The organism is Mycolicibacterium llatzerense, assembly GCF_000878195.1.
GTDB classification, from domain to species: Bacteria; Actinomycetota; Actinomycetes; order Mycobacteriales; family Mycobacteriaceae; genus Mycobacterium; species Mycobacterium llatzerense.
On the sequence record NZ_JXST01000052.1, the window covers coordinates 1 to 13,163 of the forward strand.

Consider the following 13,163-nt stretch of genomic DNA (forward strand, 5'->3'; position numbering starts at 1 on the left):
ATCGGTGGAACCGACGCCCCACTGCATGACATTGAACGCCTACCGGAGATCGATCAAGAGTTGTTGCCTAGCAACACCTTTGGCGAATTCTAGCCACCGGGTCCACTTAAGCAGATAAGCAGTACATGTGTTCGAAGTATTGGCGGCGATCGATCCCGACGCCGGTGAGGCGGCTCTGCGGGATCAGCTCGTTGAACTCGAACGGCTCAAAGGACTGGTGGCCGCGCAGCAGGTGCGGGTGACCGCGGCATGGGACGCGGTCCGGCAGGCCGGCGGTGGGGCTTCGCGGCGAGGCCTGGGTACCGAGATCGGGCTGGCCCGGCGTCAGTCGCCGCACCAGGGCAAGCAGTATCTGGCCACGGCCCGAATGCTGTCCACGGACATGCCGCACACCCTGGCCGCACTCGAATCCGGGGCGCTGCCGGAGTGGCGGGCCGGGCTGATCTGCCGCGAAGCGGCCTGCCTGTCGACGGCTGATCGGGCGGAGCTGGATGCCCAGATGTGCGCCGATCCCCGGGAGCTCGAAGGCCTCGGCGACAAGAAGATCACGGCTCGGGCCAAGCGCATCGCGTATCGGCTCGACCACGAAGCCGTGCTGGACAAGATTCGGCAAGCCCTGAGCGGGCGCCGGGTGACCGTCCGACCCGCACCCGACGCGATGGCGTACCTGACGGTGCTGCTGCCGGTGGTCGAGGCCTACGAGACGCACGGGGCGTTGAAGGCCGCTGCCGGCGAGGCCGCACGCGATGGCAGCGCCGATGGGCGGACCCGCAGCCAGATCATGGCCGACACCGTCGTCGAACGCGTCACCGGCCGTGCGGCGGCATCGCCGACCCCGGTGGCGGTCAACCTGGTGCTGTCCGACGAGACCTTGCTCGCCGGTGGCTCCGAACCGGCGGAGTTGCCCGGCTATGGCCCGATCCCGGCACCCCTGGCCCGCCAACTCATCGAACGTGCCGTCCTCGACGAGCAGTCCGAGGCATCCCTGCGGCGGCTGTACGCCCAACCCGCCACCGGCAATCTGGTCGCGATGGAATCGAAGTCCCGGACCTTCCCCAAAGGTCTCGCCCGGTTCATCGCCACCCGCGACCAAACCTGCCGCACTCCGTACTGCAACGCTCCGGTCCGGCATCTCGACCACATCACCCCGCATGCGCACCACGGACCTACCGCCGGCCATAACGGCCAGGGCCTGTGCGAGCACTGCAATTACGTCAAAGAAGAACCCGGCTGGCACTCCCGTGCCAGCTATGACCGGTACGGCCGCCACACGACAGAGCTCACCACGCCGACCGGCGCGGTCTATACCTCGACCGCGCCGCCGATGCCGAGCGGATTGCAGATCCTGACCCGCCGGGTCCACCTCGCGATCATCGACAAGGGATCGCGTCCGCGGGTTCTGCGTGACTAGCCAAATGTGTGGCGACTCACGGCAACGGATTGCGCGTGGCGGCGCATGATGAAGTCATGGACGGTGTGCTGTTCTTCGACGGCAAGTGTGGGATGTGTACCCGCGCGCGTAACGCGCTGCTGCGGATGAATCGCACCGGTCGGGTCCGCACCGAACCACTGCAGAAGCCCGGCACCGCCGAGCGACTCGGTGTGGCACCGGAACATCTCATGGAATCGGTGTGGTGGCTGGATTCGTCCGGTGACGTGTTCGGCGGTGCGAAGGCGGCCAACGCGGCGCTGTCCGCAGCCCTGGGCACTCGGTTGCCGTTGTGGGTTTACGCCATTCCGGGAGTCGGTGCGCTCCAGGAGCGTGTCTACCGTTGGATCGCCACGCATCGTTACCACTTCCGTGGCGTCACGCCGTGGTGCGAATCCGCACCGTCGGAGTGTGTTTCAGCCTAGCTGCGCCATCGCGCGGTACCCCTCGGCGGCGCTGGGGTACCGGGGCCGCCAGCCCGAAACATCACGAAAGCGCTTGTTGCTCACGCGAAGTGATCGCGTTATGGACGTAAGCCGGTCACCGAGCAGAAGTCCAACTCGTCCCGGCCCACTGATCCAGATGCGGCGCCCGACGGCTGCAGCGCAGGCGTCCGCATATTCGCGTTTGGTCAGCGGAGTGTCGTCGACGATGTTGTACGTGCCACCGGGGACCGCGAGCGCAGCGACGACGGCATTCGCCGCATCCGCGACGTGGATCGACGAGATGTAGGTACTGCTTCGGCCCGGGACAAACCCGATGTGCCACTTGGCCATCTCGAGGATCTGTTCACTGTGCGCGGCGTGCGGACCGTAGAACACCCCGAACCGAAGGATCGTCGATTGCTCGCCGAACCGTCGCGCGCTGGCTTCAGCGGCGTGGTTGCCACGCGTGATGGGGTAGTGGTCGACGGGCTGGTCTTCGTCGACCCAGTCGCTTCCGCCGTCGCGGTAGATCATCACGACAGATTCTTGAATCAGCCTCTGTACACCCGCATCTCGCGCGGCGTCGACCACGGTGGCGGAGCCCGCCGAACGCACCCGTTCGCATTCTGCCCACGCCGATTTGCGGATGAACGCCGTCGTCGAAGGGAGCGCTGATGCCAGGTTGACCACCGCATCGTGGCCGCCGAATGCGCCGGCCAATCCGCGGCGGTCGAACAGCGACACCGAAACCGGTTCGGCGCCTTGGCTCCGCAACACTGCGGCCTTGGCATCGCCGCGGGCCAGAGCGGTGACGGAGTGGCCGGCAGCGACCAGTGCGGGGACGGTATGGGTGCCGATGGCACCGGTGCCTCCGGTCACGAACACCCGCATCAGCGGAACACCACCGGCAACGTCTGGGGCCCGCGGACGGCCGGCGTATCCCGCCAGGTAGCGGCCCCGCTCACATCAGGTTGGCGGGCAACGACTTCCCGCAGCGCCACGGTCAATTCCAGTTGGGCCAGGGCGGAACCCAGGCAGTAGTGCGCTCCGTATCCGAAGGCCACGGGCGCTGGGCCGGTGCGGTCCACGCGGAAGCGGCCGGGCTCCTCGAACACCGCCGGGTCACGATTGGCGGCCGCCACCACGACGACGACGCTGTCTCCGGCTGCGATATCGACGCCGCCCAGCTGGTGGTCCTCGGTGGCGGTACGCACCGTCGACTGCACGGGACCGTCGAGCCGCAGCAGTTCGGTGATGACCGCCCCGTCCACGGTGTCGACCCGTTCATCCGCCAGCCGAATAAGCCCCGCGCCAAGGAGATTCGCCGTGGTCTCGTGTCCGGCGACCGCGATCAGGATGGCCGTCACCACGACGTCCTCGAGGGACAGCTCGGGATCGGTGGCGATGAAGCTGAACAGGTCGTCGCCGGGATGCGCCCGGCGGTCGGCGGCGAGTGGCAGGAACTCCGCCATCAACGCGGCGGCCGCGCCGAACCCCTCTGCCACCTCCACGGGATCGGCCAGGGTGCCGAGCATCCGGATGATCGACGGCGACAGTTCACGCAGAGACGCCGCATGCGCCGGATCGAGCGCGAGCCATTCGCCGACCACCGCGATCGGTAGGGGCAGGGCGATCTGCGACATGAAATCAAACGGCTCGCCGGTGGGCGCCTGCGCGATGACCTCGGCGGCGATCGTCTCCACACCCTCGGTCAATCCGGCCACCGTGCTGCGCGTGAACGCGTCCCGGACCGCGCCGCGCAGCCGGTCGTGATCGGCGCCGTCGGTGAAAAGCATTGAAGCCTTGGTGAATTCCGGTGCCATCATCGTCATCGATGCGCGCGCCACGGGGTTGGCCAGCGGATCGCTGGTCCAGCCGGACCCGCCGAGCACCTGTCGGGCCGCGTCGTAGCCGAGCACCAGCCAACCTTGGGCGACGTTGTCCCATACGACATCACCGTCGCACCGGCGGGCCTCGTAGAAGGGATAGGGGTCAGCGGCGTCCCAGGGCAGCCGGGCCGCTGCGACGTCGTCAGGCGACATGATCGTCCGTCCCGTGCGGCAGTCCGCGGCGCTTGACCCACGCCTCGTGTTCGAGGCCCAGATCGGTGACGGGCGCTGCGACGCCGTCCATTTCGTCCAGCATCCCGCGGGCGTGGAAGGTGGCGTTCAGTGCGGTGAAAATCGCATTCATCGACAGGTTCAGGCGCGAGAAGAACACGAAATCGGCGGGCACTCTGATGTGCCGCATGGGGTGGTCGGCCTCGCGGACGTCCAGCATCGAGGCGATGGCGCGCCGCGATGCCTCGTCGGTGTAGGTCACCGGCTGCGGCGCCAGGATCTCGTAGATGATGCCCTCCCACCAGCGATAGGCATCGTCGGCGGTCAGTACCGAATCGGTTGCGAAGAAATCACTTTCGACCATGCTCGACCGCAGGTCGTCGCGGCGCCCTTCGACCGCGCAGCGCATCAGGTTCACGATGCGCCGGCGCTGATCTTCGGGAAGGACCTTCGCGCAACCGAAGTCGACGAATCCGACGGTGCCGTCGCGGCCGAATCGGTAGTTGCCCGGGTGCGGGTCGGCGTGGAACAGATGGCCGTGCCGGTAGGAGCCGGTGACGAACCGCGCGATCACTTCGGACCACGTGTCCTTGGTGTTCTGGTCGGCGTCTTGCGCTGCGCCCCAGTTCAATCCGTCGAGGTACGTCATGGTCAGGACGCGGTCGCCGGATGCCTCGCCGATCAGTTCGGGCACGCGAACGTACGGGTGATCCCGCCAGAGCTCGCTGAACGCGGTGATATGGGTGGCTTCCCGGCGGTAGTCGATCTCCTCGGAGATGCGTTCGGATATCTCGGCGGCAATCGGGGCGACGTCGGGCAGGATCGCGCCGAGCGTGCTGGCCGCGCCGGCCGCGAATCGAAACATGGTCGCCAGCAGCTCGGTGTTCGACAGATCGTCGCGAATCGCTTGCGCCACACCGGGGTACTGAATCTTCACCGCGACGTCACGGCCGTCGTGCAGGACGGCCCGGTGGACCTGTCCGATGGATGCGGCCGCCATCGGTTCGTCGGAGAACGACGCGAACACCGCGGAGATCGGGCGGCCCAGGTCGTCCTCGACGATGCGCCGGGCCAGGGCCGAATCCATCGGCGGTGCATCGGCCTGCAGCCGGGTCAGGGCCCGCTGGTACGGCGAGAGTTCGCCGGCGCCAATCGCATTGGCGTCGACCATGGACATCAGCTGGCCGGCCTTCATCAACACGCCTTTGGAGTGGCCGAGGAGTTCGGCGTACTGCTCTGCGGTGCGCTCGTGGAACCGTTCGACCGCGCCGGTGTTGCCGGCCCTCTCCTGCAGCGCCGCGACCATCCGCCCACCCGCGGCGCGGGCGGTGAAGCCGGCGACCGGCATGGTGCGGCGGATACGTCCGCGCGGCACATTTCCGGCCATTGCGCCTCCAAGCGTTGTATGGTGACCTAGTACGAAATATATGACCCTTCTTATATGCAGTCAATGGTGGGAGTCAATGGTGGAAACCTCGACCAAGGAACGGACCAGGGAACGTCTGGTCACCGAGGCCATGCGGTTGTTCAGCGAGCAGGGCTACAAGGCCACCAGCATCACTGCGATCGAGAAAGCCGCCGGCCTGGTGCCCGGCTGCGGCGCGCTGTACAACCACTTCAAGACCAAAGAGGCCCTGCTGGCGGCAGGCATCGACCGGCAGCTGGACCGGCGGCGGGCGATGCACGACATCAGCGCGCTGTTCGCCGGTGAGGGGGAGCTGCGGACGGAACTCACGCTGCTCGGCCGGTATGTGCTCAGTGTGCTGAACCAGGAAAGCCAGTTCCTGCAGGTCGCGGCTCGCACTCCGGCGGACCAGTCGGACCGGCTGAACGCCGCCTATGCCGCCCTGGTCGACGGCCTGTACAGCGAACTGGCCGACTGGATCGGGGGCTGCGCGCCCGGCCTCGAACAGGTCGAGGCCAGGCGGATCGCAGTGGTCGGGGTCAACGCACTGCTGGGCAAGCAGGCGACGCGCGTCGTCTTTCTTGCCCCGCAGGCGGACACCCCGGATGAGGAGTACATCGCGGACTGGACCGCGATGCTGGCGGGCCGGATCGAAGCGGCCCGAACTGCTTAGTGCTCTTCAGCAGCGAGCAGCTCAGTGCTCTTCGGTCTCGAACCGGGCGATCGAGCGGGCCAGCTCTTCTTCGGCCTCTTTACGACCGACCCAGTCGGCGGCCTTGACGAACTTGCCGGGCTCCAGGTCCTTGTAGTGCACGAAGAAGTGCTTGATGGCGTCCAGCTCGAACTGCGAGATGTCGCCCAGGTCCTGGATGTGGTCCCAGCGCGGGTCGCCGGCGGGCACGCACAGCAGCTTGTCGTCGCCGCCGGCCTCGTCGGTCATCTTGAACATGGCGACCGGGCGGGCGTCGACGATGCAGCCCGGGAAGACCGACTCGGTGAGCAGCACCAGCGCGTCCAGCGGGTCGCCGTCCTCGCCGAGGGTGTTCTCGAAGAACCCGTAGTCGGTGGGGTAGCCCATGGGGGTGAACAGGTAGCGGTCGAGCTTCACTCGGCCGGTCTCGTGGTCCACTTCGTACTTGTTGCGCGAACCCTTGGGGATCTCGATGACGACTTCGTGCTCCACCGGGAGGCTCCTTAGCTCTGTGCTGATAACCGGGTACACCTTAGACGAGCGATACCCTGCTCAGTGACATCCGACTACACGGAGCAGTTCAGGAGCAGCATGCGGCCCACCCGGTGGCGCCGATCGACCCACTTGGTGATCGGTGTGGCAGTTCTGGTGCTGGTTGCCGCGCTGGTGGCGGCGGCCGCGGTGATGACGCGGCATGAGGCCGTCCCGGCGGCCGGCTCGAACGTCAAGCCGCAACCTGCGCTTGTCACGGCCCAACCTGGGGTGCAGCCGGTCTCCGACGCCGCGGCGCAACCGGTGCCCGCGCAGCTGGCGGCCGTGCTGGCGCCGCTGGCGGCCAACCCGAATCTCGGCATGCTGGGCGGCCGGATCACCGATGCCCTGACCGGGACGCAGCTGTGGGCGCAAGGCGCGAACATTCCCCTGCAGCCCGCGTCCACCAACAAGACGCTGACGGCAGCCGCGGCGCTGCTCACCCTCGATCGCAACGCCCGGCTGACCACGACGGTCGTGTCGGGTGACACCCCGGGCGTGGTGGTGCTCAAGGGCGGCGGCGACCCGACGCTGTCCGCGGCGCCGCCTGGCACCGACACCTGGTACGGCGATGCGGCCCGTATTTCTGACCTGGCTGACCAGGTCCGCAAGGCGGGCGTCACCCCCACCGCCGTTCAGGTCGACGTCAGCCTCTACTCCGGCCCGACGATGGCGCCGGGCTGGGACGTCGCCGACATCGAGGGCGGCGACTGGGCCCCGATCCAGTCGGTGATGGTCGACGCCGGTCGCGTCCAGCCCACGACCGTGGAGTCCAAACGGTCGACCACCCCGGCCCTTGACGCCGGCCGCGCCCTGGCCGCGGCGCTGCGGGTCGACCCCGCCAACGTGACGGTCCGCACCACACCGGCTGCCGGCCAGCAGATCGGCGCGGTGCAGTCCCCGCCGCTGATCGAGCGGCTGCGCGAGATGATGTGGGCGTCGGACAACGTGATGGCCGAGTCGATCGGCCGTGAGGTCGCCGCCGCGGTGAACCAGCCGGAGAGTTTCGACGGCGGCGTACGTGCCGTCCTCGGCCAGTTGTCGAAAGCGGGACTGACCACTTCGGGTGCGACGCTGTTCGACGCCAGCGGCCTGTCGGTCAACGACCGGCTCACCGCAGCCGTCCTGGACGACGTCGTCAACGCCGCGGCGGGCAACAGCGAGCCCCGGCTACGGCCGCTGCTCGACGTGCTGCCGATCGCCGGCGGCAGCGGCACGCTGTGGAACCGCTACGTCGACACTCCGTCTGCCGGATATCTGCGGGCCAAGACCGGCTCGCTGACCGGGACCAATGCGCTGGCGGGCATCGTCACCGACCAGAGCGGACGGGTCCTGACCTTCGCGCTGATCTCGAACAACGCCGGTCCGGAGGGACGTACCGCGCTCGACGCCCTGGCCGCGGCGTTGCGGCCCTGCGGGTGCGGCTCGTGAGCCGGACGCCGACCGTCGGCCGCGCCGTCGACTGGGGCTTCGCCGCCACGGTCGGGGCCAAGCTGACCCGCCCGGAACCGGCGACCACCGACTACACCCGCAATCAGGTGCGTGAGCAGCTCGCCGATTCCGCGCGCCGGGCCGAGCTCCCGGTGCGGGAGGTGACGCTGCTCAACGAGGGTGCCGAGGTGCCCGAAGCCCGCGTCGTAGACCGCCAGGATTGGGTCCGTGCCGCCACCGAATCCATGCGGGTCATGACGGGCGGCGAAACATCAAGTGCCACAGGCCTTGCCGCGATGCTGGCGGGCCGGGTCACCGGCGCGCAGACGGGCGCGGTGCTGGCGTTCGTATCGTCGGGCATCCTCGGGCAGTACGACCCCTTTGCCGCCAATGGCGGGAAGCTGTTGCTGGTCGCCCCGAATGTGCTTGCCGCAGAACGACAATTGAAGGTCGACCCCGCTGACTTCCGGCTCTGGGTGTGTCTGCACGAGGTGACGCACCGCGTGCAGTTCCGCGCCAACCCGTGGCTCACCGAGCACATGTCGCAGGCGCTGGCAGTGCTGACCGACGACTCCGGTCTGGAAGCCGGTGACATCGCCGGCCGGTTGGCCGAGTATGTGCGGACCCAGCGGGGCGGCGAGTCCGACCCGAATTCGCAAGGCATCCTTGGTGTCATGCGCATCATGCAGTCCGATGAGCAGCAGCGTGCGCTCGATCAACTGCTGGTGCTGGGGACACTGCTGGAAGGTCATGCCGACCATGTGATGGATGCCGTCGGTCCGGCGGTGGTGCCGTCGGTGGCCGCCATCCGCAGCCGGTTCGACGAGCGCCGCCATCGCAAGCAATCTCCGCTGCAACGGATCGTCCGTGCCCTGCTGGGGGTCGACGCCAAGATCGCCCAGTACACCCGCGGCAAGAAGTTCGTCGACGAGGTGGTGTCGACCGTCGGTATGAAGCGGTTCAACGCGATCTGGACCGACGCCGAAACCCTGCCGCTGCCAACCGAAATCGACGAGCCGCGGCGATGGATCGATCGAGTGCTCTGAGTCGACTGCGCCCTGCGGTCACGGCGTTCGCGCGCCGGCATCCGGCCGACCGGTGGTGCGTCGGGCTTTCCGGTGGTGCCGACTCGCTGGCGCTGACCGCGGTCGCCGCCGCCCTCAAGCCGACCACCGCCTTGATCGTCGACCACGGTCTGCAACCTGGATCGGCCGAGGTGGCAGCCACTGCGGCCGCTCGAGCCAGGCAGTTGGGTTGTGTTGATGCCCAGGTGATTTCCGTGCACGTGGGCACCGACGGTGGCCCGGAGGCCGCGGCCCGCACCGCGCGGTACGACGCACTGGATGCTGCGCGGAACGGCGCGCCGGTGCTGCTCGCGCACACTCTCGATGATCAGGCCGAGACCGTACTGCTCGGGCTGGGTCGGGGTTCGGGTCCGAGATCCATTGCCGGCATGCAGGTTTGGGACCCGCCGTGGGGACGTCCCCTGCTGGAGGTGCGGCGCGCCGACACTGTGGCGGCCTGCGCCGAGCTCGGGCTGACGCCATGGCAGGACCCGCACAACACCGACCCGCGCTACACCCGGGTCCGCCTGCGCACCGAAGTGCTGCCGCTGCTGGAGGACGTGCTGGCGGGCGGCGTCGCGCCGGCCCTGGCCCGCACCGCCGCCGCCTTGCGAGAGGACAACGACGCCCTCGACGCCCTGGCTGCCGGCCACCTGGCGGCCCTGCGCACCGGCGACGGCCTGACGGTCGCCGGGCTCGAAGATCTCCCCGCCGCGCTGCGCCGCCGGGTGATCCGCGGCTGGCTGCTGGGCGTCGGGGCGACGGCGCTCACCGACGTGCAACTGCGCGCCGTCGACGCGCTGGTCGGCGACTGGCACGGGCAGGGCGGGGCGGCGGTGACCTCGCCTTTGCGGTATCAGCGCCTCGTGGTCAGCCGTCACGCCGGACTGCTCACAGTCGCTGCCCGACCTGTGTGAGCGACCGTCGAGCGGGACGGTCTTGGTGCTGGGCCAGGCGGCATGGCACGCTGTTGCCGTGGAGCTGTATCCGGGTGACATCAAGTCAGTTCTCCTGTCTCAGGAGCAGGTTCAGGCGCGCATCGGCGAGATGGCCGCGCTGATCGCCGAGGACTACCGAGCCGACTCCGGCGACCAGGATCTGCTGCTGATCACCGTGCTCAAAGGTGCGGTCATGTTCGTCACCGACCTGGCCCGCGCGATCCCGCTGCCGACTCAGCTCGAGTTCATGGCCGTCAGCTCGTACGGATCGTCGACCTCGTCGTCGGGCGTGGTGCGCATCCTCAAGGACCTTGACCGCGACATCAGCGGCCGCGACGTGCTGATCGTCGAGGACATCATCGACTCCGGCCTCACCCTGTCGTGGCTGCTGCGCAACCTGGCGACTCGCGGCCCGCGCTCGCTGCGGGTGTGCACGCTGCTGCGTAAGCCCGACGCCATGCGCGCCGACATCGACGTCGCGCACATCGGGTTCGACATCCCCGACGAGTTCGTCGTCGGTTACGGCCTGGACTACGACGAGCGCTACCGCGACCTGCCCTACATCGGCACGCTCGATCCGAAGGTGTACGAACAGCACTAAGCTGGAGGCTTACAAAAGGCTGGGGCCGGGAGCAGAATCGCGTGCATGGACACTGCGCTTCGGATCTGCCCCTTCTGTGAAGCCACCTGCGGCCTGACCCTCACCATCGACGACGGCCGCATCACCGGCGCGCGGGGTGATCACGACGACGTCTTCAGCGCAGGATTCATCTGCCCCAAGGGGGCCAGCTTCGGTGAGCTCGACAACGACCCCGACCGGCTGACGCGCCCGCTGGTGCGCCGGGACGGCGTGCTGACGGAGGCCACCTGGGACGAGGCCTACGCCGTCGTCGCCGAACGGCTCGGCGCGGTGATCGCCGCGCACGGCGGGGCGGCGGTCGGGGTGTACCTCGGCAATCCGAACGCGCACACCGTCGCGGGAGCCCTGTACGCGCCGCTGATCCTCAAAGGTTTGGGCACCCGTCAGGTGTTCAGCGCCAGCACCCTCGACCAGATGCCGAAACATGTTGCGCTGGGCCTGATGTACGGCAGCCCCATCGCGTTCACCGTGCCGGACCTGGACCGCACCGACTATCTGGTGATCATCGGCGCCAATCCGCTAGTGTCCAACGGCAGCGTGACCACCGCCGCCGACTTCCCCGGCAAGCTGCGGGCGCTGAAGAAGCGCGGCGGCAAGCTCGTCGTCATCGACCCGGCCCGCACCCAGACCGCCAAGCTCGCCGACCGCCATCTCGCCCCGCGCCCGGGAACCGACGCGGCGCTGCTGCTCGCCGTCGTACATGTGCTGTTCGACGAGGACCTGGTCGACCTGGGTGGCATCGCCGAGCACGTCGTCGGCATCGAGCAGGTCCGGGCGCTGGCCGCCGACTTCGCGCCGGAAGCCGTCGAGCAGGCCTGCGGGGTCGGTGCCGACGAGATTCGTGAGCTGGCCCGTGAGCTCGCGGCAGCGCCGACGGCGGCCGTGTACGGCCGGATCGGTACGTCCACCGTCGAGTTCGGCACGATCGGCAGCTGGCTGGTCGACGTGATCAACGTGCTCACCGGCAATCTGGACCGGCCGGGCGGGGTGATGTTCCCGCTCGGTGCGGCGGCCGCGGCGCCGCGGCCACCCAAGCCCGGTCGCGGGTTCCGGACGGGACGGTGGGCCAGCCGGGTCTCCGGCTACCCCGAGGTGCTGTCCGAGTTGCCGGCCGCCGCCCTCGCCGAGGAGATCGACACCGCGGGCGACGGGCAGATCAAGGCGATGATCACCATCGCCGGGAACCCGGTGCTGTCGGCGCCTGACGGTGACCGGCTCGACAAGGCTTTGGCCAGTGTCGAATTCATGCTGTCGGTCGACCCCTATCTCAATGAGACGACGCGGCACGCCGACGTCATCCTGCCGCCGCCTCCGCCCGCACAGAGCCCGCATTTCGACTTCGCGCTCAACAACCTCGCGGTGCGCAACAACGTGCGCTACTCACCGCCCGTGCTGCCCCTCGCGGACCGGCCGGACGAGGCGGAGATCCTGTCGCGCGTCGCGCTGGTGCTGTACGGCATTGGGGTACAAGCAGATCCCGTCCTGGTCGACGCCCAGGTGATCGCGATGACGCTGACCAAAGAGGTGTCCGACCCTGATTCTCCGGTCGCCGGACGGGACGTCGACGAACTGACCGCGATGCTCGGGACCGGTCCCGGCTACGAACGCCGGCTCGACATGATGCTGCGGCTCGGGCCCTACGGCGACGGGTTCGGCACCAGGCCCGACGGGCTCACGCTCGAGAAGCTCAAAGCCAACCCGCACGGCATCGACCTGGGGCCGCTGCGGCCGCGCATTCCCGAGGTGCTGCGAACCCCAAGCGGCCGAATCGAACTCGCGCCCGAGCCCGTCGTCGCCGACGTGGCACGGCTCCGTGACGCGCTGAGCCGCTCGGCCGGTGGCTTCCTGCTGATCGGCCGTCGGCACCTGCGCTCCAACAACAGCTGGATGCACAACCTGCCCGCGCTGTCCGGCGGGTCCAACCGGTGCACCCTGCAAATCCACCCCGACGATGCCGCCGATCTGGGCCTCACCGACATCGCGATCATCAAGGGGCCGGGCGGCGAACTGCTCGCCCCGATCGAGGTGACCGACGTGATGCGGCGCGGCGTGGTGTCGCTGCCGCACGGCTGGGGCCACAATCGCGGCGGCACCGGTCAGCGGCTTGCGAGCAGCCATCCCGGGGTCAACGTCAACCAGCTCAACGACGGCACGCACCTGGACCGGCTGTCGGGTACCGCCGTGCTGAACGGGATTCCGGTGGAAATTTCTGCAGCTGGCTGAGTACCGACGCGGGTAAATTGCTTGTATGGGGGGAACTTTGCGTGTCGACCCGGACGCGCTACGCGATGCCGCGCGGGCGCAGACCGATGTCGGTGCGGCTGTCTCGGGCCTGGGTGTCGGGACGTCGATGGCCGGTGCGGGGACCGGGGTGTCCGGCTTGGCCAGCGCGGGTGGGTGCGAGTTCGTCGGCAGTGTCGTTGACACGGCACTCGGAACTGTCGGCGACGAGTTGACCGTCCATTCGGAGAAACTGCTGCGCGCCGCCGATCTCTATCAGCAGGGCGACGAGCGAGGCGGTCAGCGCATCAGCAGGCTCATCCGGTGAC

The 13,163-nt window shown here is 68.5% G+C and carries 13 protein-coding genes; 9 read left to right on the forward strand and 4 right to left on the reverse strand.

Going from position 1 to position 13,163, the window contains the following annotated elements:
• Positions 1 to 127 precede the first annotated feature (127 nt).
• Both TL10_RS26055 and TL10_RS26060 read left to right on the forward strand, forming a co-directional pair.
• Entirely contained in the window at positions 128 to 1,411 is a 1,284-nt protein-coding gene (locus TL10_RS26055; RefSeq protein WP_043397346.1) for an HNH endonuclease, read from the forward strand.
• A gap of 35 nt (positions 1,412 to 1,446) precedes the next feature.
• On the forward strand, positions 1,447 to 1,854 hold the full coding sequence (locus TL10_RS26060) for a thiol-disulfide oxidoreductase DCC family protein (RefSeq protein ID WP_313957346.1): 408 nt from the start codon (positions 1,447 to 1,449) through the stop codon (positions 1,852 to 1,854).
• Here the strand turns inward: TL10_RS26060 and TL10_RS26065 are convergent.
• Genes TL10_RS26065 through TL10_RS26075 form a run of 3 tightly spaced genes read right to left on the reverse strand, consistent with a single transcriptional unit; the run spans position 1,846 to position 5,301 of the window.
• Positions 1,846 to 2,745: an NAD-dependent epimerase/dehydratase family protein gene (locus TL10_RS26065; protein WP_043987944.1), complete on the reverse strand. Its 900-nt coding sequence runs from the start codon at positions 2,743 to 2,745 to the stop codon at positions 1,846 to 1,848. The two genes, TL10_RS26060 and TL10_RS26065, sit on opposite strands and share 9 nt — an antisense overlap.
• Positions 2,745 to 3,896 (reverse strand): cytochrome P450, encoded by a 1,152-nt coding sequence (locus TL10_RS26070; protein WP_043987945.1) that lies wholly within the window; start codon positions 3,894 to 3,896, stop codon positions 2,745 to 2,747. Before TL10_RS26070 ends, TL10_RS26065 begins: the two co-directional genes overlap by 1 nt.
• On the reverse strand, positions 3,886 to 5,301 hold the full coding sequence (locus tag TL10_RS26075; protein ID WP_043987946.1) for an ABC1 kinase family protein: 1,416 nt from the start codon (positions 5,299 to 5,301) through the stop codon (positions 3,886 to 3,888). The genes TL10_RS26070 and TL10_RS26075 overlap by 11 nt, the downstream gene beginning before the upstream one ends.
• 76 nt (positions 5,302 to 5,377) lie before the next feature.
• On the opposite strand from TL10_RS26075, the gene TL10_RS26080 reads away from it, so the two are divergent.
• Positions 5,378 to 5,992, forward strand: coding sequence for a TetR/AcrR family transcriptional regulator (locus TL10_RS26080; protein WP_043987947.1), 615 nt, complete (start codon positions 5,378 to 5,380; stop codon positions 5,990 to 5,992).
• Between the two features lie 21 nt (positions 5,993 to 6,013).
• On the opposite strand, the gene TL10_RS26085 is transcribed toward TL10_RS26080, so the two are convergent.
• Positions 6,014 to 6,502 carry an inorganic diphosphatase gene (locus TL10_RS26085; protein WP_043397358.1) on the reverse strand — a complete coding sequence of 163 codons (489 nt, stop codon included), beginning with the start codon at positions 6,500 to 6,502 and terminating at the stop codon, positions 6,014 to 6,016.
• 99 nt (positions 6,503 to 6,601) lie between these two features.
• On the opposite strand from TL10_RS26085, the gene dacB reads away from it, so the two are divergent.
• Genes dacB through TL10_RS30365 form a run of 6 tightly spaced genes read left to right on the forward strand, consistent with a single transcriptional unit; the run spans position 6,602 to position 13,162 of the window.
• Positions 6,602 to 7,972, forward strand: a complete 1,371-nt coding sequence (dacB, locus tag TL10_RS26090) for a D-alanyl-D-alanine carboxypeptidase/D-alanyl-D-alanine endopeptidase (RefSeq protein ID WP_043397360.1) — start codon at positions 6,602 to 6,604, stop codon at positions 7,970 to 7,972.
• Positions 7,969 to 9,018 (forward strand): Rv3626c family coenzyme F420 biosynthesis-associated protein, encoded by a 1,050-nt coding sequence (locus TL10_RS26095; RefSeq protein WP_043397474.1) that lies wholly within the window; start codon positions 7,969 to 7,971, stop codon positions 9,016 to 9,018. Before dacB ends, TL10_RS26095 begins: the two co-directional genes overlap by 4 nt.
• On the forward strand, positions 8,997 to 9,953 hold the full coding sequence (gene tilS / locus TL10_RS26100; protein WP_043987948.1) for a tRNA lysidine(34) synthetase TilS: 957 nt from the start codon (positions 8,997 to 8,999) through the stop codon (positions 9,951 to 9,953). The genes TL10_RS26095 and tilS overlap by 22 nt, the downstream gene beginning before the upstream one ends.
• 58 nt (positions 9,954 to 10,011) lie before the next feature.
• Complete coding sequence (hpt, locus tag TL10_RS26105) at positions 10,012 to 10,575, forward strand: hypoxanthine phosphoribosyltransferase (RefSeq protein WP_192830308.1); 564 nt, start codon at positions 10,012 to 10,014, stop codon at positions 10,573 to 10,575.
• A 45-nt stretch (positions 10,576 to 10,620) separates the two neighbouring features.
• Positions 10,621 to 12,837 carry a molybdopterin-dependent oxidoreductase gene (locus TL10_RS26110; protein ID WP_043987950.1) on the forward strand — a complete coding sequence of 739 codons (2,217 nt, stop codon included), beginning with the start codon at positions 10,621 to 10,623 and terminating at the stop codon, positions 12,835 to 12,837.
• A gap of 25 nt (positions 12,838 to 12,862) precedes the next feature.
• Positions 12,863 to 13,162, forward strand: coding sequence for a WXG100 family type VII secretion target (locus tag TL10_RS30365; protein ID WP_082068093.1), 300 nt, complete (start codon positions 12,863 to 12,865; stop codon positions 13,160 to 13,162).
• Position 13,163 lies beyond the last annotated feature (1 nt).

Excerpts from the sequence above, each read along its gene's own strand:
- TL10_RS26065 (WP_043987944.1), bottom strand. The coding sequence starts at position 2,745 with ATGCGGGTGTTCGTGACCGGAGGCACCGGTGCCATCGGCACCCATACC.
- dacB (WP_043397360.1), top strand. The coding sequence starts at position 6,602 with ATGCGGCCCACCCGGTGGCGCCGATCGACCCACTTGGTGATCGGTGTG.
- TL10_RS26075 (WP_043987946.1), bottom strand. The coding sequence starts at position 5,301 with ATGGCCGGAAATGTGCCGCGCGGACGTATCCGCCGCACCATGCCGGTC.
- tilS (WP_043987948.1), top strand. The coding sequence starts at position 8,997 with ATGGATCGATCGAGTGCTCTGAGTCGACTGCGCCCTGCGGTCACGGCG.
- TL10_RS26110 (WP_043987950.1), top strand. The coding sequence starts at position 10,621 with ATGGACACTGCGCTTCGGATCTGCCCCTTCTGTGAAGCCACCTGCGGC.
- TL10_RS26080 (WP_043987947.1), top strand. The coding sequence starts at position 5,378 with ATGGTGGAAACCTCGACCAAGGAACGGACCAGGGAACGTCTGGTCACC.
- TL10_RS30365 (WP_082068093.1), top strand. The coding sequence starts at position 12,863 with ATGGGGGGAACTTTGCGTGTCGACCCGGACGCGCTACGCGATGCCGCG.
- TL10_RS26070 (WP_043987945.1), bottom strand. The coding sequence starts at position 3,896 with ATGTCGCCTGACGACGTCGCAGCGGCCCGGCTGCCCTGGGACGCCGCT.